Below are 24887 nucleotides of genomic sequence, written 5' to 3'. Positions count from 1 at the left end.
ATCTATAATTCAAGCATAACCTGATTTTTCAGAATATCTTCCATCGTTTCACGCTTGCGAATCAGGTGTACCTCCCCATTATAAACCAATGCCTCGGCCGGACGGAAACGTGAGTTGTAGTTAGAAGCCATTGAAAACCCATAGGCTCCGGCATTTTTTATGACTATAATATCTCCTTCGTTTACTACAGGAATTGTGCGGTCCTTGCCAAAAGTGTCTGTTTCGCAGATATACCCTACAATATCATACTTCTCTTTTTCTTCTCCGTCAGGGTTAGAACCATTAACGATTTCATGATAAGCATCATACATCATCGGACGAATCAGGTGATTTAACCCTGAATCAACCCCCACAAAATTTCGTCCCGGATTATGTTTTACTACATTGGCTCTTGCCAAAAGATACCCACACTCACTTACCAGAAATTTACCCGGCTCAAACCATAACTCGACCTCTTTGCCATATTTTTCGCAGAACTCATTAAAGACTTTCACCACCCCTTTACCCAGTTTTTCCATATCGGTAATATGGTCGTCTTCTTTGTAAGCCACTTTAAAACCTGAACCTAAATCTATAAATTCAAGATTCGGGAAGTATTTATAGGCTAACTCAAATAGCTTTTCGGCAGCCTCAATAATCACATGGGCATTCTTGAAATCAGAGCCGGTATGTTGATGCAGACCTACTACCCGAAGGCCGTATTTCTTTACAACTTCGTAGATTTCATCCGCTTGTTCAATCGAAATGCCAAATTTAGAATCTTTATGTCCGGTAGAGATTTTGATAGTACCTCCCTCCATAATATGTGGGTTGATACGCAGACAGATAGGCAATGAACTCCCATAAATCTGCCCGAATTTCTCTAATAAAGGCAACGAGTCAAGATTCATTCGTAAACCCAGGGCTACGGCCTCCTGCACTTCGGAAAAGGCTACGCCACTTGGGGTATATTGTATCTGATGTGGCTCGTATCCGGCCAGAATTGCGAGGTGAGCTTCCTGTGTCGAAACCACGTCAATATCTACACCATTCTTGCGCATGAGTTTCATGATATTGATGTTGGTCAGTGCTTTACAGGCATATTTTAGTTTGAGGTTAGTCCCTTCATAGGCCTTACGCATTTTGCCGATTTGTTCCTCAATTTTATTGCCGTCATACACATACAAGGGTGTTCCAAACTGATTAGCTAAAGACTCAACTGTATAGTTCTGAATAGAAAACATAGCTTTTGCTGTAAAAACAGCTATTTAAGAATGAAAGAATGGGGTGTTTGGAATATATATGCTAATATTCTGAATGGGTTGAATCCCGTAGGGATGATATATAGGTAGAAAATTAAGAAAGGTTGGTCTGTCTAAGTCCCGTAGGGACGATATATTAAATATCACGTCCCTACGGGACTCAAGAGGTTTTTGGGTATTTTTCTACTACCGATATATCATCCCTAACGGGATTTGTTCAATCAAATTAGCAAAGATACTATTTACAAAGAAACACAGAGACTCGTACAATCTCTGTGTTTCTATAAACCTGAGCTCTATTTATCTGCTTAGAATGGCAAATCATCTTTACTGTCTTCTGCCGTAATCAAGAAATCGGGAGCGGCATTTTTATTGGTTGCTGCCGGAGTGCTTGCTGTTTGTTGGGGTGCTGCGTAATAGGGCTCAACAGGCACACTGCCACCTTCTTCTACTTTCCATGCTCTTACATCGGTGTACCAGCGTCCGTTAAATTCACGGCTTTCAATATCAAATGATACAGTTACTTCTTTGCCTACTACCAGCATATTTTCACTAACCTTGTCGCCCCATGCCGATATACACACTTTTTTAGGGTACTGTCCTTCGGTTTCAATAACAAAGTCCTGCTTTTTCCAGACCCCATTTTTCCCCTGTCCTGTTTGTAGAGGCAATAACTGTATGATTCTACCTGTGATTTCCATTTGATTAAAAAATATTAAAGAATAAGACCGCAAAGATACAAAGCAATGTGCAATAAATAAAGCCTGTATTAGTCAAAAAAGCGAGTAGCTTAGTAAACAATAGTCAGGATTGATTTATTGGTGGCTGCAAAACAACCCAAACCATTTTTAATATTGGTAGGTATAGGAACAGGCTCAACAAACGGATTCCCGTCCTGACGGTTATTGATTCTTACGGCACGATGATAATCGTAGTAATTTTTATCAGTATTTAATACTTCTAATCTGATAGTACTTTTTTCTCCGGCAAAGATAGGCCTGTAAACTTTGTCGTTCAGATAGACTACGTTAAAACCCAGAATAATAACACCATTGGGTGAAGAAAATAGAGCACCATCACGGTTTATATCAGTCTGGTATTGTGCTTGTCTGTTTTCTTCATCCCAGAAAGCACTATAAGTTAAGTCTCTCTTTATTTTATCAGGTTCATAATTGGCAGTTGTGGGTTCAAGCAACATTTTTGTAGTAATACTGGCTTTTACAGAATAATAATTGGTTTGGGCAGGTATATCTTTCCAACTGAAATTAATCATAAAAGATAAGTTCTGATTATTGAAAACATTCTGGTTAGCTGTATCCAGTTTATATTCAGTAATAGCTGTGTTTGCTTCAGGTACAGTACAGGTAGCCTCTACATTACCTATCGGAGTCTCTGCCTTTATGGTATAGGTTTCTCCTGCTACAATCGGGAATTGGCGGGCATCCAGTATATAGGTCTGTTCACTTTTAATATAAGGAATCTCTATTGATTGTTGTCTGGTATTAGATAAGACCACAATGGCGTTTTCGATAATACGGTCTGTGAAATAGATGGTATCGGTACCTACGACTGTATAAGATACGCCAGTATTACTCTGAACCCCCAACAGTGGGCGTGAGGTTCCTAATTTTACCATAATGACAGTATCCTGTGGCGAAATATAGGCATGTAAAACTACCTTTTCAGTGCCTTTAGGTAGCCTGCTTTCAGGTACGTTTGTAACCAGACTCTCGCAGGAAATCAAACTTCCTGTAATGGTTATGAATAGTATATGAATAATATATTTCATGTCTGACTCAGAATTTAAAGTTGTAGGAAAAAGCAGGTACAATCGGAAACAATGAATATTTCTTCAACACATTTTTAGTTTCTGTACCGTTATTAGTTGATTCAGAAACGATGTCATAAAAGAACGGATTTCTGCGGTTGTAGGCATTGTACAAGCTAAATTCCCATGTACGCTCATGACGTTTGAGTTTTTTATGAAACTGAATCCCGAAATCTAATCGGTGATAGGCTTCGGCCCTGAATGAGTTCTTTTCTCCATATTCATTGACTCCCTGATTACTCCATTGTATTCTATCAATAATAGCAGGATTCCTTCTCGAACTGTTAAACCTATCCACATAAGCCTGATAGCTTGAAATCGGTAAAGTAAGGGCATTACCTGTGCCATATACCCATGTGCCTGAAAGCGTAATTCTTGGACTTAATTCATAGATGCCTACTACCGAAATATCGTGTCGGCGGTCGTATTTCGGAAAGAATTTCTTACCTGCGTTGAGTTCAGCAAATTGCCATTGTGTCCATGAAAGTGTGTAACCTACCCAACCCGAAAAACGACCTGCCTTCCGTTGCAACAGTACTTCTCCTCCATAAGACCAGCCTTTGCCTGCAGTTACATTGTCTTCCCAGCTTACTTCCTGCGCACCCAGGCCATCTAAATTTAAGAAGGTAGAGCCTTCTTTGTAAGCTAAAATATTGTTCATTGCCTTATAATAGCCTTCTACTGTCAGCGTGAGTTCCCGGTCTGGGAAATCCTGGGCTATACCTGCGGCTATCTGCCTGGAGTTCTGCGGAGCTACACGTCGGGTAGTAGGTACCCATAAGTCAGTAGGTAAGCCAATACCCGTATTAGAGAGCAGGTGTACAAACTGATTCATTTCGGCATATGAAGCTTTGGCAGACAGATTCTCGGCCAGTTTTAAAGCAGCCGAAAAACGAGGTTCCGGGCGTACATAGGTTCGTTTCTGAGCTAAAAAATAGCTTAGTCGTAAACCTATATTCATTTTAAATTTATCGGTTACTTTCCAGGTATCTTCGCCATAAATGCCCGATTCCAATACATCAATCGGATTAGCGGCTTTATCCAGATTGGTCTGATTACTACGCAGTACAATAGCCGAAGGAATAAAACGATGGCGAGTAGCGGCTATGCCCATACGAAGGGAATGCTTGTGGTCGGGGAAATAATCGAAATCACTTTTCAGCCCTATATCGTTAATCCTTGAATTGTATTTCAGGGTATAGTCTTCTGATGATTGCGTTCTGTTGCTATAGAAACTACCAATACCAAACTTGTAACTGCTGACGATAAATGAAGTATTGGCAAAGAGTTTTTGATTGAAGAGGTGATTCCAACGGGCGGTTGCAGTAACATTCCCCCAATTCAGGTTTGATTCATCGCTTGAGTTAGCCTCTTCAGATTCTACATAGAATCGGTCTTGCCCTAAATAACCACTCAGATACACTTTATCTTTCCGGCCAAAATCATAGTTCAATTTTGCATTGAGGTCATAAAAATAATAACCACCACTACTTCTGTCGTCTGAGCTTGATGATGCTTTAATAAACGGTCGGGCAACTATATCGAGATAAGTACGTCGGCCTGAAACAAGAAAAGAAGATTTGCCTTTTTTGATAGGCCCTTCTAAGGTAAGCCTTGAAGAAATAAGTCCGATTCCGCCCTCCCCTTGTAGTTTTTCCTTATTGCCTTCTTTCATGTTCAAATCAATTACCGATGATAACCGACCACCGTATCGGGCAGGAAACCCGCCTTTGGTGAGCTCTACACTCTTGAGTGCATCGCCATTAAAAGTAGAAAAGAAACCAAACAAATGGTTGGCATTATACACAATGGCATCGTCTAAAATTATCAGGTTCTGGTCGGCTCCGCCACCACGTACATAAATACCCGATTGCCCCTCTGAACCTTTCTGTACACCGGGCATCAGTTGCAGTACTTTCAGTACATCTTTTTCACCCAGAAAAGCCGGAATTTTCTTAATCTGGTTTACAGGCAAATCAATGGTACTCATTTGTGCCGATTCACTTACTTTCTCTTCCTGTTTGCGGGCTGATACCACTACTTCCTGTAACTGATTAGCAGGCTCTAAATCAATATTCAGTTCCAGACTTTTTTGCAGACTGATTCGTTTTTCGATACGCTGGTAACCTACAAAAGAGAAAATAAGGGTAACAGAATCCTGTGCCGGAATGGTAAGCGAATAAAACCCATAGGTATTAGAAGTGGTAGCAATAGAAGAATTAGGCAGATACACATTAACCCCGATTAACTGCTCCCGACTGCCTTTCTCGCTGATATAACCGCTTACAGTGAAGCGATTCTGTGCAAAAGTCATACTCGTAAAACAGAGGAAGAAAAAAGTAAATAGTTTATTCATAAAAGCTTTTTTTGCCAGTGTTGACTCTTATGAATAACGGTTATGTGTGCGCATTATTGAACTGTAGAGGAAAATAGTATTTGGTCTTATACTCCCCTTTAAAATATACCACATACATTTTAAAGGGGATTTGTAGTTGAAAGTTTTCATATTTCTTACACCTCAGCCAGATTAAACGGCAATTTACGGATACGTTTGCCTGTTAAATCATAAATGGCATTTGTCAGGGCAGGGGCAAATGGTGGTAAGCCGGGTTCGCCAACACCGCCTGCTTCTTCTTCATTATCCATTATATACACCTCAATCGGCGGAATATCATTGATGCGGGGCATCTGGTAAGTACTGAAATTGTTGTCAACGGCTTTGCCGTCTTTAAAAGTTACCTGATGATTGACCGCAGCACCCAGGCCCATGACAATAGAACCCTCTACCTGTGCCTTAATGGTATCGGGGTTTACATACCAGCCGCAGTCCATTACAGCCCATACATGGTCTATTTTTACTTTACCATCAGTGTTTCTTGAAACTTTTACAATTTGCCCTACGGTGCTTTCAAAACATTCGGTAATGGCTACACCATAGCCTTCATTCTGCTTTCTGTTTTTCCAGCCAGACACTTCTTCCAGTTTATCAATCAGCTTCTGCACACGTTCGTCTTGCATGTGCATTCTTCTGAATTCCAACGGGTCTTTGCCTGCTTCCAATGCTAATTCGTCCATAAAGCTTTCATAGGCAAACCCATTGGTAGAAGCATACACCGAGCGCCACCACATGGTTGGGATAGGTGTCTCAAACGGAACATCGTTGATACTCAGGTTTTTGATGGTATCATAATAGGGTTTCAGAAACCCTTCTGACGAACTACGGTTTGGCTCACCTTTTTTGCCACTCCGCCAGTGGTCATTATTTTGTCCGGCTAATTTCACCTTGAAAGCATCAATTGCTCCATTTTTAATTACTCCCTCACACCGATACATCATTCCCGGACGATATGGCCCCTGCGTGGCATCATCTTCACGACTCCATACAACCTGTACTGGTGCATTAATGGCTTTAGAAATCACTGCTGCTTCGTGCGGATAATCCATAAATGCTTTCCGACCAAAACCTCCGCCTAAAAAGGTCATGTTTACAATCACCTTCTCCCGTGGAAGATTCATCTCTTTACTCACAAAATCCTGAATCCAGTCAGGTGCCTGAATCGGACCCCAGATTTCAACTTTATCGCCCTGGTAATGGGCAATGCAGTTCAGCGGCTCCATACAGGCATGGTACTGATAAGGTGTTTCGTAGATGACATCTAACTTTTTAGCGGCATTCTTGAATATAATAGCAGGGTCGCCTTGTTTCTTGAATACCAGCCCCTCTTTAGTTTTCAAAGATTCACGCATACGCTTGTAGATTTCATCGGTACTCAGATGCTCAAAGCCGCTATCGTCCCAGACAACTTTCAGGGCTTTCTTTCCCTGCATGGCCGCCCAGGTTGAATCTGCTATTACTGCTACACCTTCACGATAGGTGCTGAAAACGCCCATCTTTACCTTAATCACATCTTTTACTCCGCGTATTCTCCGGGCAGCACTATCATCAAAACTCTTTACTTTTCCTCTCAGTCTCGGATTACGCTCAACAGCGGCATAGAGCATATCTGGAATCTCTTTATCCAAGCCAAACACAGCCGTTCCATTGGTTTTTATCCAGGTGTCTAACCGTGGAAGTGGCTTGCCGATAAGTTTATAGTCTGTGCGCTTTTTCAGCAAAATACCTTTGGGCGGTTCCAGTTTAGCTGCTTCTGTTACCAGTTCACCATAATGGAATTTCTTGCCTGATGGTCGGTGATAGACATGACCACCTTCGGCATAGCAGTCAGTTTTTAGCACATTCCATTTATTGGCGGCAGCTTGTATCAGCATTTCACGGGCAGTTGCTCCCAGTTTCAACAGATTTTTATAGGCTGTTCTTACAGTAGAGCTACCTCCGGTTACCTGATTGCCATATTTTTTATTATCTCCTTTGGCAAATACTACATTCACCTCGCTCAGATTTACTTCCAGTTCTTCTGCCAGAATCTGAGGTATAGCCTGATAGGCGCCTTGCCCCATTTCGGCACGATGGCTGAAAATAGTTACTTTGCCGGAAGTATTGATATGTACCCAGGCATTGAGTTCAACGCCAAAGTCGTCGGCATCAATAGCTTTTATAATTTCGGCTTCTCTGGCATCGGCTTTCCAGAAATAGCCTAATGCAAGCATGGTTCCGGTAACGCCGGATACTTTTAAGAAATTTCTCCTTGATAATGACATCTTGGTAAGAGAGTTGAATGGGATTATTGTGGCTTGGGAGCAGGAGCATATCCGCCTTTAGTAAGCCAGGTAATCCATGCTTTTTTAAATTCTTTATGGCTTAAAGGAGGAAGCGTTCTTCCCTCACCCGGATTCCATCCGGCAAGCACTAATGTATCTGAGGCATGCTCAATCAGTTGTTGCAGATTTTTATGTCCGTTCTGATTGGGGTCCATTAGCTGTTTGGCCAGTTCATGCGGCGTTTTTCCCTGAAAAACCATTTTCATATCTGCCGGGGGTAAATGCCATTTAGGATTCCCCGGAGGCGTATGCAATCCCGGCGTATTGGTTTCCTGATGGCAATTGGCGCATTTCATGGCATAAACTCCTGTGCCGTCTGTTCCACGTTTTGGCAGCATGGTATGCAAATGGCTGTCGTCTCCTTGCAGAGGTACATCTCCGGCAGGGTGGCAGTTCATACATCTGGGGCTCATCAGCACTTTATACACACTGGCAAATGCTTTCACAGACTCAATGCTATCTTTATTAATTGTCTGTTTTCCGGCCTTCTTAAAAGGGTCATCTTCTTTGCTTCTGAACGATGAAGCAATTGCTGCTATCATAAACAACATGGCTGATAAAGCAAAGAGTGCCTTTGTGTGGAAATAGCGGGAAGGCTTTATTGCGGCTTTTGTCTTCATAGCTGACTGGGGTTTATCCGTTGGCTGTTTTTTGCTGCATTTCTGCTGCCAGATGAATAGCTTTACGAATACGCAGATAGGTGCCACAACGGCATATATTGCCTGCCATAGCATCATCAATATCTGCATCGCTTGGATTCGGATTATCCCGAAGCAATACCGCCGCCGACATAATTTGTCCTGAATGACAATAACCACATTGAGGCACGTCTATCTGTTGCCAGGCTTGTTGCACGGGGTGATTGTTGTTTTCAGACAGCCCTTCAATGGTAACTATTTTTTTGCCAGCCGCCCGGCTTACTCTGGTTACGCAAGAGCGAACGGCTTCACTGTCCATGTGTACCACACAGGCACCGCATTGTGCTACACCACAACCATACTTGGTGCCTTTGAGGCCGGCCAGGTCTCTGATAGCCCAGAGAAGTGGCATCTGTGGGTCAGCATCCAGCCGATATTCTTTATTGTTGATGTTTAAAGTGAGATTAGCCATAGAATCCTGTCGTAAAGATGGGTGAGAGATAAAGATGCGCTTACCTTTCTATTAATACTAAAAATTTGTGCCAGCCTGTAATAAACGTAGTTATGTGCCATAAGTAGCTATGGAACAGTTTTTTACCATTACTTATTGAGGAAATCTCAATGCAGGAAAAAAAACTTATGCTTATCATAAAATATAACTCCCATGCCAAATAAAACGCAGTATTTCTTTAAAGACTATGCCGCAGCTTTAATGTCTTTCTCGCCCGAAAACATAGCAGACTATTACCGTACGCCTATGGCTGTTTATTCAGACCAGGGTGTGCTGACAGTAACTAAAGGTGAAGAAGTAGTAGATTTCTGGAAACAGGGCTTGAAACAATATTCATCGCAGGATATCAACAAGGCAGAATGTACCATTTTATTGGAAGATAAAGTCTCAGAAACGGTTTATCTATGTAAAGTACAATGGGACAATTATAGTGAATCAGGTAAAAAGGTATCAAGCGAAACAAATTATTATATATTGGCAGCTAAAGACGGAAGATTGGGTATTGTGGGGTTGATTATAACAGGGAAGTAATTCGCATGGCACGCCTATACTCGTCCGAAATAGGGCGTGTCATGCTTATCTTTATATAGAAAATCTTCTATGCTTATGTGTGCCATCGTACGACGACCGCACCCTTTTTAGGATGAGTATAGGCGTGGCATGCTTATCTTTTATAGAAAATCCTCTGTGCTTATGCGTGGCATCGTACGACGACCGCACCCTTTTTTTGGCCGAGAATAGCCGTGCCGCACGGGCTAAACAATCATATTGATTTTATTGCCCAATACTTCGGCTTTTAAGGGCGGTTGCCCTTTTACTTCCCCATCAATTACCAGTGTCATAGGTTCGGCTTCAATGCTGAATTTTTTAGCTTTTTTGTAAATGACCAAAGGTGAATGGATATGCTTGCCTGAGAAAATAAGCGGAAACAGACGGAGCAGATGAAAAAAAGGTACATGCTTGATAACCAGAATATCTAATAACCCATCGTCTAAAGCAGCCAAAGGGGCAATTTTCATGGCTTTGCCTGTGTGTTGGGTATTGCAGGCCAGTACAAAGCAGAAATTGCCTGTAAATATTTCATCGTCTACCACTACTCTGCCTGAAAATGCAGGATTCTTGAAGATGTATACAATAGCGGCAATGCTGTAACGCAAACCACCTAACCAACGCAGTTTTTCGGCTAAAAGATTAATATCTGATACCAGACCCCAGCCAATGATATTAAAACCATAGAGTTTTTTCTCGTTGGCAGAAGCATTCGGAAATTCTACCTCAAAGATGTCTATTTGCTTAGTGTTGTTTTTATGAAATTTCTTTAGGGAGCTTGCCCAGGTCAGATTATCAATATCATGATTCAGGGCTTTGCCACCTCCGCAGGGGAACAGTAAGAGAGGAGGCGTATCAGCTTTTTCGGCAATACCATTGGTAACTTCGTGCATGGTGCCATCGCCACCAAAAATTACAATTTTTTCATATTGATTAAGGTCTTCTTTTTGTAGAAAATCAACAAAATGACCTTTGTATTCACTTACGAGGGTATTAAATTCATAATCTGTGAGCTGTTGTTTCAGGTACTCGCAAGCAGCAAGACTTTTGCCCGAACCCGAGTGAGGATTCACCAGCAAAAGAAGTTTTTTAGGCATTTTACAGAAGTTTAATACAGGGTTTGTAAGGAATAGGTTAAATTTGTCGGGTTATATCGCCATTTACCACCTAATATTATGATAAAAAAATTACATCTGCTAATTGTAGTCTTATTAATCAGCGTTTGCTCGCTTTCGGCACAGATACAGTCGGGCCCTATGTTGGGTTACTCCGAAATGCGTGAAGTAATGCTTTGGGTACAGACCAAAAAAGAAGCCTCAGTTAAATTTGTGTACTGGGATAAAGAAAAACCTGCCGTTAAGTACTCGACAGAAGAGGTAAAAACCACTAAAACCGATGCTTTTGTAGCAAAATTAGTAGCCGACGAAGTGCTGCCGGGTAAAAAGTATGGCTACGAAGTATGGGTCGATAAAAAGAAAGTAGCTATCAGTTACCCATTAGAGTTTCAGACACAGACTCTGTGGCAATGGCGTACCGACCCGCCTGCCTTCAAATTTGCAGTGGGTAGCTGTGCGTATATCAACGAAGAGGGCTTCGACCGTCCGGGTACGCCTTATGGCTCTGAATACGAGATATTTAGGAGCATCTATCAATCAAAGCCTGATTTTATGCTTTGGAGCGGCGATAATATCTATCTGCGGGAGGTTGACTGGAACACGAGAACAGGTATTCTGAAACGCTATACCCATACGCGCTCTTTGCCGGAAATGCAACCATTGTTGGGAAGTATTCATAACTATGCTATTTGGGATGACCATGATTTTGGCCCGAACGATGCCGACAGAGGTTTTGTGAGTAAAAAGCAGACATTAGACGCTTTTAAACTTTTCTGGGGAAACCTGAATTATACTTTCAAAGACGAAGGGGTTACAGGCTCGTTTCAATGGGCTGACTGCCAGTTCTTTCTGATGGACGACCGCTGGTGGAGAACCCCTAATGAACGTACAACGGGTACTCAGGAATACTTTGGACAGAAACAGATTCAATGGCTGATAGATGCACTCAAATTCTCGAATGCGCCATTCAAGTTTGTGATAGTAGGCGGACAGGTAGGGAATCCGGCGAAAATATTTGAAAACTTTGCCAATTATGAAGAAGAGCGCAACCAGTTATTTGACCTGATTACCAAAGAAAAAATTCCGGGAGTTATTTTTATAAGTGGAGACCGCCATTGGACTGCTCTTTGCAAAGTTGAACGTCCGGGAGCTTATCCGCTATATGATTTAACTATTTCTGCCCTTACCTCAGGTCCATCAAAACCTGTAAAAGAAGAAGCAGATACTCCTTACGTTGAAGGAACATCTGTAACTAAACATAATTACGGTTTACTGGAAATATCAGGCCCACGTACCAGCAGAGTCCTGAAAATCAATGTATTAGACAAAGATGGGAAAGAATTGTGGACAAAAGAGATTAAAGCCAGTGAATTGAGGTAGAGTTATATTTAATTACAACTCGTAGGGGTGATATATCAGTAGAAAGACTTTTTGAATCTAAGTTCTATAGGGGCGATATATTAAAAAAATATATTATCCCTACGGGATACAATTCATTTCTCTCAAATATTTTTTACCGATATATTATCCCTATGGGATATAATCTATTGCACAGATTATGTCACAATTACAAATCATAAAGTACGAATACATAGCCAAGAGTACATACAAATCTCTGTTGCTTGTTATATTTTATAGCTTCCTAAACCTCCCTTCATTCGCACAAAAACTAAAAAGCGATACAACCCTGCAATTTAATTTCTCAGACCTTAGCCGGAATAAAGGCTCTGTTATCGTTTTTTTTGATACAGATTGCCCTATCTGCCAGAAATACACCAGATTGCTCAAAGAAATCAATCAGCAATACAGCGCACAAGGCATTAAAGTTTATGTAGTATATCCGCATAACCATGTAGATATAGCAGCCATCAGGGGTTTCAAAACAGAATATCAGTTTGATTTACCCATTTATTTTGACAAAAAGCAAAAACTACTTCACCAACTGAAAGGAAGTGTAACACCCGAAGTATTCTTACTCAATAACCAGGGCAGAACAATTTATCATGGCGCAATTGATAACTGGTTTTATGGTTTGGGCAAAAGCCGGACGAAGGCCACAGAAAACTATCTGCTAAATGCCATTGACGCATTAATAAAAGGCGAAAATATAAAAATCACCTACCATGAACCGATTGGGTGTGCGTTATAACTATTTCTCATCTCCCTCTTTATACTCTAAATAATACAATACCAGGTTCAGCATTTCATCGTTAGTACCCCAGCCATAGGTAATGTCTCTTGGCGGATTAAAAGGGTTTTCAGGATTTTCAGCAGAGTTATCGTAGGTAGCTTCTACAATAAAAGTAGAACCCGCAGGAATTTTGAGTAGTTGCTTAAACTGATAGGTCATTTGCCAGTTAAAATCCCAGTTGTCTATTTTTACCAGATTCACCACGTCTCCGGCAGGAGTAATGGCAAAGGCTCTGAAATTTTTGCCAATGAGGTGCATGTGTGGCAGTACCGATATTAACGAGATTGTTTTCTCTATTTTTTTGAAATATAGAAAACAGGTTTTTCGCCTGCCCTGATAATAAAAGGTTTATTAGATATATCGTTTTCACGCAAGGTGAAATTTTTCACTTCTCTCTCTACTGTATTTTTAGCAAAGTATAGCCTTATTTCAGATTGGTCAGTGCTATTAACAGGCGATGGGGCATAGTGCATATTCAGAATAAAATCTGAGTTTGCATTCAGTTTTACACCTGTACCTTGTGGGAAATAGATACGGTCATTGCCGGGTACCCACCCATACAGAAATTCTTCTTTCAAAGCAGTTTTCTGAAACTCGGCTACTTTCGGGTCGGTTTCTGCCAGGCCATCTATGCCTCTTAGCTGGTTGGTAGTATCTACCATCAGACGGCTGTGATGGACTAATTTTTTATTACCGGGCAAAAACTCAATAGAAGTAATGTACTGGTTTTGGGGTAAATGTGTTGGTAAACTAAAAAAACGAAAGTCTTCACTATTATCGCCTGTAATGCCATAAGGCTTTTGCATTTTCAGTATGAAGTCAGGGGCAATTTCGTTGGTTGAAGTCAGTACTTTATTTTCCTGCGCTGGTTTCCTGGTTCCTTCTTTCAAACCACCCTCAATCCATAGTTGAATGGTGGCTATTTCTCCCACAGTCAGGCTTCTTTCATTGAGATAAGACTGAAATTTTCTGTCAGCCGGAAAAGGGGGCATATACCTTGATTGCGTAACTTTTCCTATGAAACGTGCTCTTTTGCTTACATCTTCATACGTAAGGAGGCTAAACGGTGCCGACTTATTAGGCTTATGACAAGGAGAACAGTTTTTATGGATAATGGGAGCGATGTGGTCGTAGAAATTTATTTCGCTTGCTGACTGAGAAAAAGCGGCAGTATTACACAACAAGAGAAGAAAAAACAAAAGCTGCCGCATAGAAAGCAATAGTTATTGAAAGGAAAATAACCCCATCCTTGCCCACCCTGAGTAAGGGAAGGGAACAGAGGGAATGGGGTATTTCTCCAAATAAACAAACTAAAAATTAACGAACAGTGAAAGTCAACTGACAGTTTGAGTTGGCCTCTGAAACCGGAGTTGGGTCGGCACAGATAGAATCAGGATTCCATGTATTGAAAACCTGTCCGTCACTCGTGGTTAATACCCACGTAACTACAAAGCTGTCAGCCCCTACACTACCATAACCGGTTGTCTCTGCCGGTCTGAACCAGGCGCCCGCCGGACGGGGTCTTGCCGGGTTATTAAACACATTCACTTTATTTACTTTGTCATAAGCAACAGACGCATTTTTGTAGGCATCATATACTTGTTGCGCTGTAATGCTGAAAGTATTCCATTTGCGGTTAGCTGCCGGGGTGGTAATAGTGGTAATGAGTTTTCCTTTACCATTTTCGCTCAGGTCAGCTACTTTAGGGTTGCCATCAGGGTCGTTATAAGACTCCAACATACGTACATAGATTTCTATTTTGTTTACTGTCAGCTTGTTGTCTAACGATACCCAACGGGTTTTCAAATCCACTTTTGCATCATTCTGAGAAGCCTTGGGAAAATTTTTGGCGTTAGCCACTTCATACGGCTGAGGCCTTGCCAGAATATTCCCATTAAAGTTGATGCCATCAAATACAGTAAAGGCATGTACACCCGGGTCCCAGCCCGGAAGTGGGTTCAATGATTCGTCCCGGCAGGCACTAAATGCAAACAACAGAGAAGCAATGATTGAAAGACTTAATATTTTTTTCATTGTTTTTGTCAATTAATTTTTTTGAGATTAATTAAATTCTGCCCCTGGCAGCTAATAAATTCGGTGGAATTGTTTTAACTGATGCTTAAAACTCCCACTTCAATTTAACTTTATCCCAGAATACAGGGTCTCTGTCGAAAATAACATCTGTAAGTTTTGAGCTTGCATTGGTGTTCAGGCTACCCTCCTGCGATGGATAAGGTAAACGCAAGGCAAACTGACGTGCCGGTCTGATAATCGGGTTATTGATGGTTGAAGGATAACCCGTACGACGAAGCGCATTCCATATTTCAATGCCTTGTCCCCAAGAGCTGTACCACATCTGTTTCATTACTACATTCAGTTTTGCACTATTAGAGGGAGCGGCATCAAACAGTTTCAACTGGCTTTCTACATAGGCATCAATATCAGTGCTTGCAGGTGCTTTGGCATTGGCGGCGTCAACACTTAAGCCTAAATCAACCACACGTTTGATATGCTCTCTGATAGCTGCTTCAAATATGCTTCTGGCGTTTCCGTCGCCACCACCATCTAAAATAGATTCAATCTGATAGAATTTAACGTTGTTGCTGGTAAGCAAAGGCCATATACCATTTCCGGCTCCTCTACCACCTGTTAAAGCCCTTGCTGCTACGCTTCTGCCGCCATACAAGCCTCCGGCAGGATACGCACCCGGAGCTGTACGTAAGGCACCATCTTGCGGCACACCTGTATTGTCTCCTCTGTCACGACCGAAGAATCCGGCTACATAATTTGAATCGGCTTTGGTAGGTTTGCCAAATACCTGATTCCATCTTTCCCAGAAAGCTGGCTTCAATACCAGATAAGAGCCACCGTAAGGAATAGTACCTCTGTCAGTTGGGTTCGATGGGTCAAGTATTCTTTCTGTCTGACGGTAGAAATAGAAATCCAGACGAGGGTCTTTATTGAAAATCATTTCAGACATTAACTGATGGCTTGGATAAGAAAAACCATTATCAGCTAAATAAGCCGAACGGAACCACGGATGGCGGCCTTCAGGAGCCGAAGCTGTGCTGAATCTGAAAATAAAATCATCGGCGGGGTCAGTAATGTATCCTCCGGCTGCTAAGGCAGCTTTTAATTCAGTATCTCCGGCCGCACGTCCCTTGCGGGAAGTTAAAAGCAATTTGATTTTAACGGTTTTAGCTAATTTAATCCATCTCGGTATGCTTCCTTTGTAAAGAAAATCGCCACCTTCGGTTGCTACCGAAACAGGGCTTGTTTTTGAAAGGTTAGCAACGGCCTGGTCGCACAATTTAATCAATGACTCATAAATCTCAGAGTCTTTGTCAAATTTAGGCGTAATAATAGCCGTTTCTGCATTGCCTTTCCAGGCTTCCGAGTAAGGCGCATCACCAAACATATCTACAAAGTTTCCCATAGCCAATGCTTTCAGGGTTTGGGCTATCCCTAAATAATGCGGGCTGTTGGCACTTGCATTGATAATGGCCTCAACGTTGTTCATGTCACGGTAAAAATTGTTCCATGTACCATTATACGACTGGTTATTGAGGTCATAATTATCAGCACTGCTCAATAGTCCGGCAAACCCCATAGAGTTTTCAGATAATGAGGTAATGGCATTTACTGCGGCTGATTCTGCCGTTGGTAATAATAGTTTTACAGCCGCAACAGACGGACGGTTCAAATCCTTGTTAATATCCAGATCCGTCATATCACAACTACTTATCAGACTGACAACACTGGTAGTCAGTAATAATTTTGATATATTTTTTAATTTCATTGTTCCTGATGTTTAGGTTGTTCCTGTAATTAGAATGTTACTGCAAGGTTAACTCCATAACGACGGGTAGAAGGAGCAGCACCTAAGTCGAAACCCTGAATGTTTGAGTCGGCAAAGTTTGATAGTACTTCCGGGTCGAAGTTCAGACCTTCAAGCATATTAGGTGCTTTGAACCAAAGGTTTCTTCCTGATGCCGAGATTCTGGCACTACCTAAGAAAGGAATAACTTTCTTTAAAGCAGCTTTAGGAATAACATACCCCAATGAAACCTCACGCAAACGAATAGTGGTAATATCGTAGATATTGGTTTCGTCGGCACCATACGCACCAAAACCGCTTGAGAAGTGATACTGGAAGGCAGTCATCGGAATAGTGTTTCTGATTTGTTTTCCGGTTTCATCTAACAAGGGTTTGTAGGTTTGAGGGTCGCCTAATACACCTGGAATTACACGCATCCCTTCACGGTCTTCAGAGTTTTTCAACTGACCTCTCAATAATAAAGAAGCTGCAGTTGCCGAGAACATACTACCTCCCTGACGGTAATCCATCAGCGCAGTTAAAGTAAAGCCTTTAAAGGTGAAGGTGTTTGTCCAGCCAACCGTAAAGTCAGGGGCAGGATTAGCCAGTATATTAGAGGTAGGGCTAAGAATCGGTAAGCCGTTGATAGGGCTTATTAAAAGTTTGCCGTCGTCACTACGGGCATTTTTTGAGCCGTAAATCATACCATAAGGATTACCGTTACGGTGCATGGTGCCTGTTGATGAAAGACCCGTACCACCTAAAAATAATTCACCACTCGGACCTGCATCAACAATTTCAGAACGCAGGCGGGTAAAGGCTATAAATGAGTTCCAGGTAAAGCCGTTGCTTAGTTTTACAGGTACCAGATTCAGACCGATTTCAATACCATTGTTTTTGATTTTTCCGGCATTGGTTGCTTTGAAATCGAAACCTGTTGAAGTAGGAATACGAGCCGTAACAATCAAATCGGTTGAAGTACGGTCGAAATAAGCGAAGTCAAGACCAATACGGTTTTTAAAGAACTGTAATTCAGTTCCTACTTCTATTTCAGAAGTAAACTCCGGTTTTAGACCTGCATTGTTCAGGGTAGTTGGTAAACTTTCTGACGAAATAGGTGTAGCATTATAGTAAGTTGCCCCTAAGTTATAAGCAGTAAATACCTGATAAGGGTCTGCATCTTTACCTACTTTGGCATAGTTGGCGCGTAGTTTACCAAAGCTCAATATATTGGTTGGTATCTTAAATGCCTCTGTAAATACAAACGAAGCACTTACCGAAGGGTACAGATAACTGTTGTTTTCTTTCGGTAGTGTAGATGAGTGGTCGTTACGGATGGTTGCTGTCAGGAACAGAATATTGTTATAACCTGCGGTATATTCAGCAAAGAAACCATACAACCTTCTTTTTTCACGGTATTCAGAAGCAAACTGTGCATTGGTACCACCTATAACTGGTAAATTAGGGTCAATTACCGTATTACCTGTTACATAGCTGATGTTTTTGGCACGTTGGTTGGCATTATAACCCACCATTAAACGCATATTCAATTTGTCGCCAAAATCTTTGGTGGCTGTTGCTAAAAATGTAAAGTCAATTTCGGTATTGGTAATATCTCTGCGGCTTACATTACCTAAAGGTACACTTGTACCACCCGGACGGAATACGTTGCGGCGAACTTCGCTATAGGTGTTAATACCACCTTTGGCAGTTACATTTAACCAGGGTGTTACATCATAATTCAATGCCATGTTTCCAAATACACGGTTTACAGTACTGGTATAAAGGTTGTATTTAGCTGTCCAGAGAGGGTTATCAAGGGCACGGAAATATACATTTGAACCATCAACCGGATTTTCGAATGGATAACCGTTCAAATCATAGTTACGGGGTTGATAGAACAAACGACCATAAATTGAACCTCCAAAGCCTAATCCACCGTAATCGGCATAATAACCTGCACCTGATTGTGGCGATTGTTGCTCTGTGTTTACGTAGTTTACATTTCCACTCATGGTAATCTTATTGGCAAGAATGGCATTGCCGCCGAAATTCAGGGTAGTACGGCTTGCCGTAGAGTTCGGAATAATACCTTTGTTGGTCATACGAGAAGCACCTGCACTGATAGTGGTTTTATCGCCTGTTGAAGAAATGTTCAGGCTATTCTCAAACACATTACCTGTACGGAAGAAACCACCGATAATATCGTGTGGCTTTAACTCAATACCAACCGGTTTACCATTAGCATCTAATAGCTCAGGAAATACAGAAGTATAACGGGCAGCACCATACGCTACACCCACCAACGGATGCGGTACTTGTCCGGCAGGGTAATTAGAATCAATTACTTTCGAGTAACGCTCAAAACCCAATGCCTGATTGACACGGTCAACTTCAGAAGGGAATACGGTTCCCCAGTTACCGATAAACCCACCATTGTAGGTCTGGTTTGAACCTTGCGTGTAAGTATCCTGATATTCAGGTACGGTAGAAATTTTTTCAGTAGAGTAAGAAGAAGTATAGGTTACTTCCAAGCCTTTTTTGGCGCTTTTGCTACCTGCTTTAGTGGTAATTACTACCACACCATTGGCCGCACGTGAACCATAGAGTGCCGAAGCGGCTGCCCCTTTTAATACGGTTAATGATTCAACGTTGTTAGGGTCGATGTCGTAAGCACGGTTAGAGGTAACTGTATTCTGGTTGAAACCATCAGTGGCATTTACTGAGTTGTCGAACGGAATGCCATCTACTACAAATAAAGGTTGGTTGTTTCCGGCAAATGAGTTATTACCTCTGATAGTAATACGGGTGGCCTGTCCGGGAGCTCCCCCTCCGGCAATAATGTTTACGCCGGGTACTTTGCCGTTTAATGCTCTCAGGGCATCAGGCTCAGAGCGTTGTTGTAAATCTTCGGCTTTAACATTTGATACGGCATACGCTAAAGCACGTTTTTCACGTTGAATACCGATGGCAGTTACCACCACTTCTGATAGTTGTTTGGTATCACCCCCCAATGAAACATTGAGGACAGATTGATTACCCAATTTTTCCTCGTAGGTATTCATCCCAACAAAACTGAATACTAAAGTAACGCCTGACGTAGCTTCAATTGAATAATTGCCATCTACATCTGTTTGGGTACCTTTGGCAGTACCTTTTACTTGAACCGAAACGCCTGGCAGAGAAGAGCCGTCGTCTGAAGATGTCACCTTACCGGTAATCTTTCTTGTTTGTGCCATAGAGGCAATGCAAAGCCAGACCCCCAGTAAACTGAGAAGTAGAGTTTTTTTCATGAACAGTTTAGTTTAGGTTTATTAAATATGATTGCGACAGAAATAACTATTTTTACGAAAAAGTATAAAATAAGTATTCTTTGCTATCATAGACTAAACTTAGATTATTTTTAGAAAAAAAGAAAATAAATGCCAAGAAAATTCTAAAAAACTTTTATAAGTTATTTTTTTTATAATTAGAGTGCAAACTTTTATTATATTTTATTGATTATTAAAAGTGCCAAATAATATTCTGAATTTAGTTGAGTGAATGGAATTTAATGCTTTTTGTATGCCTTTGGTATAGTAGTTTTTACTCATTTTGTTTAAAACATAGTTTCTTTTATAAGTACAACGAGTAGTGAAATATTCTCAAACTATAAAAACTCTTTTTGTTGCGACGAAAAAAAAAAATTACTGATATGACTTCAAAAAATATATAGACAAAAAATGAATACACCAGCCGTAAATAAAGATTCGCTCATAAAAAAATTACAAGAGATTGCCAATAAAGAGGCTTCTTTGAAGTTTTTTGTACTTTTACAAGAATTGATAGAGGTAACAAACGTAGGCATAGACGACCCACGCATTGCATTTTCGATACGGAAAGACAAAGCCATAACTGCCAATATAAATAGTTATGTAGCTTTGGATTTTCGGCGCAAGAAAGGCGTTTGGTTTGATATGATATTCTGTAAACGGCATGAGCAGTTATTCTCAAAACTCAAAACTATTGATATATCTCCCTTAAGTAATCCTGATTATTTTTACGCACATATCCCTTTTGAGCAGAAGCATATAATTGATGATATTAAGATAAGAAGTGCCTGGCAGGAGTGTCTGGAAGAACTGAAAGCTATGGCGGTGTCGAGTGCCAGAAAAGAACGGCATAATCCTTATATTTATCAGATTGCTGAAGACGAAAACCTGCGCAATGAGCTTTTCTGGGAAATGGATAACCCGGATACCCCTTATCTGCCCAGTAATGAAACGCCCGCAACGCTGAATGAAGACGATGTGAGTTATGTATCTCCGTTAGATATTCCGCTTAATGTGGTTTATTACGGCCCTCCGGGTACGGGTAAAACTTTTGAAGCAAGGCGTGTAGCTAAAAATACCAAGGCCGGATTTATTACTTTTCATCAATCTTATAGCTACGAAGAATTTATTGAGGGTTTAAGACCTGTTACCAGAGGCGGACAGGTGCATTATGAAGTGGTAAAGGGGGTATTCTATACGGCTTGTCTGGAAGCACTGAAAAAAGCAGGCTATGGTAGTTTTGCCGGTTGTATAAACGATAAGAAAGAAAACAGGGAACAGAAGTTTAAAAACGCCGAAAGCCATGTACTGATTATTGATGAACTGAACCGGGCTAATCTCTCAAAGGTATTTGGCGAATTAATAACATTAGTAGAGAAAGACAAACGTTTGGGCGCAACTAACGAACTCTCGCTTACGCTGCCTTATTCGCAGGAACGTTTTGGGGTTCCGGCTAATTTGTATATCATTGGTACCATGAATACTACCGACCGCTCTATTGCTTTATTAGACCTTGCCTTGAGACGTAGATTTGAATTTGTGGAGCTGATGCCTAAAGCGTATCTGTTGAAAGAAACAGCCGATATTGATTTGGAAAAACTCTTAACTAAACTGAATCAACGCATAGAGTTTCTATTAGACCGTAATCATATGCTCGGGCATGCCTATTTTATGGAGATAGAATCAGAAGAAGATTTGTATCAGGTGTTTCTGAATAAAATTATTCCACTGTTGCAGGAATATTTTTATAATGACTGGGAGAAAATACGTTTGGTTTTAGGGCAGGAAATTATTTTAAGAGAGACTGTCAGAACCAGAGATATATTTGGTAAAAATTTAGATAGCTACGATGATGAGACCTATCGCTATATCGTAAATCAGGAGTTAAATGCAGAGCTATTGAAGAATATATATATGAATGCCTGAGGGTCGGCGTGGCACCCACGCGGTGGTCGGCTTCCACTCGTCCTCAAACGAGCGTGGCACGCATAATTTGGAGATAATTTATCCATTGGAACGCCTAAGGGTGATACGGTCTTATTCGGACGAGTATAGCCTACGCAGCCCGACCTGCCACCCATAATTTTTACAAAATACCCAAATCCCATGTCTTTTTGGTATCATATCTTAAACTCCCATTCTCAACTGTAAGCGGACTTGGGATATTATTATGATACAATGCCCCGGTGCCCAGGCCTTGCGGAAGTGGGTTTTTATATTCGGCAGTAAACTGGGCAATGGCATTCAGTCCGATATTCGATTCAAGGGCAGAGGTAATCCACCAGCCAATCTGTAGTCTTGTGGCAATTTCAATCCATTCACGGCAATGCTGCAAACCTCCTAACAGGGTTGGTTTCAGAATAATGTATTGTGGTTTTATTTTCTTCAGCAACTGCATTTTTTGTACATAATCGCTTATGCCAATCAATTCTTCATCTAAAGCAATCGGTATAGGGCTATTACCACTCAGGTCGGCCATCGCTTCTATCTGATGCGCTTTGATGGGTTGCTCAATGCTATGAAGCTGATAGGTGCTTAAACTGGCTAATTTCTGCGCTACCTCGCTGGTAGTAAAGGCACCATTGGCATCTACCCGTAAACTTATCTGCTGAGGGCTGAATTTATCTCTGATTGAGGCTAAGATACCTAATTCATCATCAAAATTAATGGCTCCGATTTTTAGTTTCAGTGTATCAAAACCTGCATGTAGTTTCTCCTCTACCTGATTAACCATAAATTCCTTGCTACCCATCCAGATTAAGCCATTGATAGGAATAACTTTACGGCCATCTACAAAATCATTATCGAAAATAACCCTTTTACCGCCATTCATGAAATCAAGCAAGGCTGTTTCAAAACCGAATTTGACAGAGGGGAAAGCATCATCAATCAATTGTGAGAGTATAATATTCAGGTTCCAGGGGAAAACTTCTAAATCGAGGCTATTGAAGGTATCGCACACATTATTCAATACCTGTTCAAAGTCAGGTACGAAATCAATACTCAAACCATGCAGGGGAGCAATTTCACCCAATCCAAAAACCGAGGCATTTTCGGTATCAGATATGCGTAAAATAAAAGTCTCTTTCTCGGTATAAACACCACGAGAAGTCCCCGCCTCAAATTTAAACTTCAATAAGTGTTTGACCCAATTAGCTTTCAGCCCCATCGAAAAAAATGCGTAAGTTTGCAAAAGTACAGAAAGTTTTATTTTTTATGCCACAAATGACCCATTTTGTGTTGTTTTCTTGTGAAAAAGTATAAAAAAGCTAATGAATTGTCACTAATCCGAAATCAATCATGCCATTTTCCATATCCTTGATTTTACAGATACTGTTATTACCGCTTACATTTTTATTGACTTGTGTGGTTTATACAAGAAACTGGCTCTACGATAATGGTATTCTGACAAGTACCCGCCCTGATGTATTTACCATTAATGTGGGCAACCTGAATTTAGGTGGTACCGGCAAAACACCGCATGTAGAGTATCTGGTCAATCTTTTAGCCAGTCAATACAAAACCACTATTTTAAGCAGAGGATACAAACGCCAAACCAAAGGCTTTGTATGGGCAGATGATACGGCTACGGCTCAAACGATAGGTGACGAACCGATGCAGTATTACCTGAAATTTAAAGATAAAATCAAGGTAGTAGTTTGCGAAGATAGAATTGCAGGTGTAAATAAAATTCAAGCTACTTTCCCTGATAACGAATTAATCATTTTAGATGATGCTTTTCAGCACCGTAGAATTGCGCCACACCTTAATATACTTTTATGTGACTATAACCGACCTTTTTATGCAGATTATCTGGCTCCGGTAGGGAAATTAAGAGATATTCGGCGAAGTGCCAACAGAGCTCATGCAGTAATTGTCAGCAAATGTCCGACAGATATTTCAGCAAAAGCCAAAGAAGAGATAAAAGCAGGTATAAGCCGATATACTTTAGCTGATACACCTGTTTGCTTCTCACAGATTCATTATAAAGCCATTAGTTCATACGCTGAAAATAAGGTTTTTAATGTTGAAAACCTTGCCGTAGTAGTAACTGCCATTGCCAGGCCGGAGGTATTTCAGGAATACCTGAAAAAGAAAGGATATAGTATCGGAAAGGTAATTGACTACCCCGACCATTTTGCATTTTCCAGAAATGAAATTGAGCAAATGCTTAATAGGCAAAACCCTTTGCAACAAATTATTACGACTGAAAAAGATATGGTAAAAATCAAGCCCTTGCTGTACGTGCAAGAGCTTGAGAGATTCTTTTATGTTCCGATTGAAGTAATGATTGATGATAAAGCCGATTTCGATAGCTTTATTTTATCGGCTATTTCAAAAAATATCTGAAACCAATTCCTACAGATGGGTTTAAGCTAATATCAGTACCCATGCTAAACGCACTTACATCTCCTGATTTTGTATAGACTGAAGAGATATTCACAAGCGAGGTTACTCCTTCAACCGCCCATTTTTCATTGAGTAAATAGATAATACCCGGCCCTGCGCTCAGATTAAGTATAGTGCTTTTGATAAAGGATCTGGTATCTCGATTGGTTGAAGAAGTATTAAACGAGTATCCTACGTCTCCGCCATATCTGATAGAAACGCCGAATTTTTCGTTAAACATTTTGTAATTACTTAAATAAAAACCAGCAGAAATAGTGTGTAGCGTTGTTTTAATTAGGTCTGAACTAAAGGTTGATCTGACTCCTGCCGTAACGATATTATAGCCTATGGCAACCGTGAAAGAAGAATTATCTTTCGTGAATTTTGTAAAAGAAGGTCTTATACCTATACCAAAATTACTATTCATAACCACATCTTTTACTTTAGATTCAGTAGAATTAAAGTTCAGGTCGCCACCGAGAAAACGGGTTCCTTCAGGAATAACCTGCCCAAAAGTTGTAACAGAAATCAATAAAAGGAGAGAGATACACAGCTTTTTTTTCATGTGAGTAGATTTG

The 24887-nt window shown here is 40.9% G+C and carries 20 protein-coding genes; 5 read left to right on the top strand and 15 right to left on the bottom strand.

The genetic code is table 11. The features are described 5' to 3' along the window. Positions 1–2: 2 nt before the first annotated feature. From lysA to EWM59_RS07295, 7 genes are all read right to left on the bottom strand, one after another. On the bottom strand, positions 3–1223 hold the full coding sequence (gene lysA / locus EWM59_RS07325; RefSeq protein WP_130020297.1) for a diaminopimelate decarboxylase: 1221 nt from the start codon (positions 1221–1223) through the stop codon (positions 3–5). A gap of 326 nt (positions 1224–1549) precedes the next feature. Continuing rightward, positions 1550–1942: a DUF3127 domain-containing protein gene (locus EWM59_RS07320; RefSeq protein WP_130020296.1), complete on the bottom strand. Its 393-nt coding sequence runs from the start codon at positions 1940–1942 to the stop codon at positions 1550–1552. Positions 1943–2031: 89 nt separating this feature from the next. Beyond that, positions 2032–3030, bottom strand: a complete 999-nt coding sequence (locus EWM59_RS07315; protein ID WP_130020295.1) for a DUF4249 domain-containing protein — start codon at positions 3028–3030, stop codon at positions 2032–2034. A gap of 7 nt (positions 3031–3037) precedes the next feature. Then, positions 3038–5425 (bottom strand): TonB-dependent receptor, encoded by a 2388-nt coding sequence (locus EWM59_RS07310; RefSeq protein ID WP_130020294.1) that lies wholly within the window; start codon positions 5423–5425, stop codon positions 3038–3040. Between the two features lie 155 nt (positions 5426–5580). Beyond that, positions 5581–7728 (bottom strand): molybdopterin cofactor-binding domain-containing protein, encoded by a 2148-nt coding sequence (locus EWM59_RS07305; RefSeq protein ID WP_130020293.1) that lies wholly within the window; start codon positions 7726–7728, stop codon positions 5581–5583. A 23-nt stretch (positions 7729–7751) separates the two neighbouring features. Beyond that, complete coding sequence (locus tag EWM59_RS07300) at positions 7752–8408, bottom strand: hypothetical protein (protein WP_130020292.1); 657 nt, start codon at positions 8406–8408, stop codon at positions 7752–7754. Between the two features lie 13 nt (positions 8409–8421). After that, positions 8422–8898 carry a (2Fe-2S)-binding protein gene (locus tag EWM59_RS07295; RefSeq protein ID WP_130020291.1) on the bottom strand — a complete coding sequence of 159 codons (477 nt, stop codon included), beginning with the start codon at positions 8896–8898 and terminating at the stop codon, positions 8422–8424. A 192-nt stretch (positions 8899–9090) separates the two neighbouring features. Here EWM59_RS07295 and EWM59_RS07290 point away from each other — a divergent pair, with 192 nt between their 5' ends. Then, entirely contained in the window at positions 9091–9468 is a 378-nt protein-coding gene (locus EWM59_RS07290) for a DUF6841 family protein (protein WP_130020290.1), read from the top strand. 224 nt (positions 9469–9692) lie between these two features. On the opposite strand, the gene EWM59_RS07285 is transcribed toward EWM59_RS07290, so the two are convergent. After that, the gene (locus EWM59_RS07285; RefSeq protein WP_130020289.1) at positions 9693–10583 is read right to left on the bottom strand and encodes a diacylglycerol/lipid kinase family protein; all 891 of its coding nucleotides are present in this window, start codon (positions 10581–10583) and stop codon (positions 9693–9695) included. Between the two features lie 78 nt (positions 10584–10661). On the opposite strand from EWM59_RS07285, the gene EWM59_RS07280 reads away from it, so the two are divergent. Next, on the top strand, positions 10662–11981 hold the full coding sequence (locus EWM59_RS07280; protein ID WP_130020288.1) for an alkaline phosphatase D family protein: 1320 nt from the start codon (positions 10662–10664) through the stop codon (positions 11979–11981). Between the two features lie 178 nt (positions 11982–12159). Then, entirely contained in the window at positions 12160–12750 is a 591-nt protein-coding gene (locus EWM59_RS07275; protein WP_130020287.1) for a redoxin domain-containing protein, read from the top strand. Here EWM59_RS07275 and EWM59_RS28370 read toward each other — a convergent pair whose 3' ends face one another. The 5 genes from EWM59_RS28370 to EWM59_RS07255 form a co-directional block, all read right to left on the bottom strand. Beyond that, on the bottom strand, positions 12751–13050 hold the full coding sequence (locus EWM59_RS28370; RefSeq protein ID WP_229239305.1) for a monooxygenase: 300 nt from the start codon (positions 13048–13050) through the stop codon (positions 12751–12753). 35 nt (positions 13051–13085) lie between these two features. After that, the gene (locus EWM59_RS07270) at positions 13086–14003 is read right to left on the bottom strand and encodes a hypothetical protein (protein ID WP_229239304.1); all 918 of its coding nucleotides are present in this window, start codon (positions 14001–14003) and stop codon (positions 13086–13088) included. A gap of 106 nt (positions 14004–14109) precedes the next feature. Then, on the bottom strand, positions 14110–14826 hold the full coding sequence (locus EWM59_RS07265) for a hypothetical protein (protein WP_130020286.1): 717 nt from the start codon (positions 14824–14826) through the stop codon (positions 14110–14112). Positions 14827–14911: 85 nt separating this feature from the next. Further along, the gene (locus EWM59_RS07260; protein WP_130020285.1) at positions 14912–16591 is read right to left on the bottom strand and encodes a SusD/RagB family nutrient-binding outer membrane lipoprotein; all 1680 of its coding nucleotides are present in this window, start codon (positions 16589–16591) and stop codon (positions 14912–14914) included. A 29-nt stretch (positions 16592–16620) separates the two neighbouring features. Continuing rightward, entirely contained in the window at positions 16621–19902 is a 3282-nt protein-coding gene (locus EWM59_RS07255; protein WP_130020284.1) for a SusC/RagA family TonB-linked outer membrane protein, read from the bottom strand. Between the two features lie 429 nt (positions 19903–20331). On the opposite strand from EWM59_RS07255, the gene EWM59_RS07250 reads away from it, so the two are divergent. After that, positions 20332–21846: an McrB family protein gene (locus EWM59_RS07250; protein WP_130020283.1), complete on the top strand. Its 1515-nt coding sequence runs from the start codon at positions 20332–20334 to the stop codon at positions 21844–21846. A 160-nt stretch (positions 21847–22006) separates the two neighbouring features. Here EWM59_RS07250 and EWM59_RS07245 read toward each other — a convergent pair whose 3' ends face one another. Then, entirely contained in the window at positions 22007–23089 is a 1083-nt protein-coding gene (locus tag EWM59_RS07245) for an o-succinylbenzoate synthase (protein WP_130020378.1), read from the bottom strand. Positions 23090–23220: 131 nt separating this feature from the next. Here EWM59_RS07245 and lpxK point away from each other — a divergent pair, with 131 nt between their 5' ends. Continuing rightward, positions 23221–24270, top strand: a complete 1050-nt coding sequence (lpxK, locus tag EWM59_RS07240) for a tetraacyldisaccharide 4'-kinase (protein WP_130020282.1) — start codon at positions 23221–23223, stop codon at positions 24268–24270. Here lpxK and EWM59_RS07235 read toward each other — a convergent pair. Then, complete coding sequence (locus EWM59_RS07235; RefSeq protein WP_130020281.1) at positions 24251–24874, bottom strand: hypothetical protein; 624 nt, start codon at positions 24872–24874, stop codon at positions 24251–24253. The two genes, lpxK and EWM59_RS07235, sit on opposite strands and share 20 nt — an antisense overlap. Between the last annotated feature and the right edge of the window lie 13 nt (positions 24875–24887).

The sequence above is a fragment of the Emticicia agri genome (assembly GCF_004168285.1).
GTDB lineage: Bacteria > Bacteroidota > Bacteroidia > Cytophagales > Spirosomataceae > Emticicia > Emticicia agri.
This window is presented reverse-complemented; position numbering and strand designations above follow the sequence as displayed.

Excerpts from the sequence above, each read along its gene's own strand:
- EWM59_RS07275 (WP_130020287.1), top strand. The coding sequence starts at position 12,160 with ATGTCACAATTACAAATCATAAAGTACGAATACATAGCCAAGAGTACA.
- EWM59_RS07300 (WP_130020292.1), bottom strand. The coding sequence starts at position 8,408 with ATGAAGACAAAAGCCGCAATAAAGCCTTCCCGCTATTTCCACACAAAG.
- EWM59_RS07285 (WP_130020289.1), bottom strand. The coding sequence starts at position 10,583 with ATGCCTAAAAAACTTCTTTTGCTGGTGAATCCTCACTCGGGTTCGGGC.
- EWM59_RS07305 (WP_130020293.1), bottom strand. The coding sequence starts at position 7,728 with ATGTCATTATCAAGGAGAAATTTCTTAAAAGTATCCGGCGTTACCGGA.
- lysA (WP_130020297.1), bottom strand. The coding sequence starts at position 1,223 with ATGTTTTCTATTCAGAACTATACAGTTGAGTCTTTAGCTAATCAGTTT.
- EWM59_RS07295 (WP_130020291.1), bottom strand. The coding sequence starts at position 8,898 with ATGGCTAATCTCACTTTAAACATCAACAATAAAGAATATCGGCTGGAT.
- lpxK (WP_130020282.1), top strand. The coding sequence starts at position 23,221 with ATGCCATTTTCCATATCCTTGATTTTACAGATACTGTTATTACCGCTT.
- EWM59_RS07235 (WP_130020281.1), bottom strand. The coding sequence starts at position 24,874 with ATGAAAAAAAAGCTGTGTATCTCTCTCCTTTTATTGATTTCTGTTACA.
- EWM59_RS07255 (WP_130020284.1), bottom strand. The coding sequence starts at position 19,902 with ATGAAAAAAACTCTACTTCTCAGTTTACTGGGGGTCTGGCTTTGCATT.
- EWM59_RS07245 (WP_130020378.1), bottom strand. The coding sequence starts at position 23,089 with ATGGGGCTGAAAGCTAATTGGGTCAAACACTTATTGAAGTTTAAATTT.
- EWM59_RS28370 (WP_229239305.1), bottom strand. The coding sequence starts at position 13,050 with ATGCACCTCATTGGCAAAAATTTCAGAGCCTTTGCCATTACTCCTGCC.
- EWM59_RS07315 (WP_130020295.1), bottom strand. The coding sequence starts at position 3,030 with ATGAAATATATTATTCATATACTATTCATAACCATTACAGGAAGTTTG.
- EWM59_RS07265 (WP_130020286.1), bottom strand. The coding sequence starts at position 14,826 with ATGAAAAAAATATTAAGTCTTTCAATCATTGCTTCTCTGTTGTTTGCA.
- EWM59_RS07310 (WP_130020294.1), bottom strand. The coding sequence starts at position 5,425 with ATGAATAAACTATTTACTTTTTTCTTCCTCTGTTTTACGAGTATGACT.
- EWM59_RS07290 (WP_130020290.1), top strand. The coding sequence starts at position 9,091 with ATGCCAAATAAAACGCAGTATTTCTTTAAAGACTATGCCGCAGCTTTA.
- EWM59_RS07260 (WP_130020285.1), bottom strand. The coding sequence starts at position 16,591 with ATGAAATTAAAAAATATATCAAAATTATTACTGACTACCAGTGTTGTC.
- EWM59_RS07250 (WP_130020283.1), top strand. The coding sequence starts at position 20,332 with ATGAATACACCAGCCGTAAATAAAGATTCGCTCATAAAAAAATTACAA.
- EWM59_RS07320 (WP_130020296.1), bottom strand. The coding sequence starts at position 1,942 with ATGGAAATCACAGGTAGAATCATACAGTTATTGCCTCTACAAACAGGA.
- EWM59_RS07280 (WP_130020288.1), top strand. The coding sequence starts at position 10,662 with ATGATAAAAAAATTACATCTGCTAATTGTAGTCTTATTAATCAGCGTT.
- EWM59_RS07270 (WP_229239304.1), bottom strand. The coding sequence starts at position 14,003 with ATGCGGCAGCTTTTGTTTTTTCTTCTCTTGTTGTGTAATACTGCCGCT.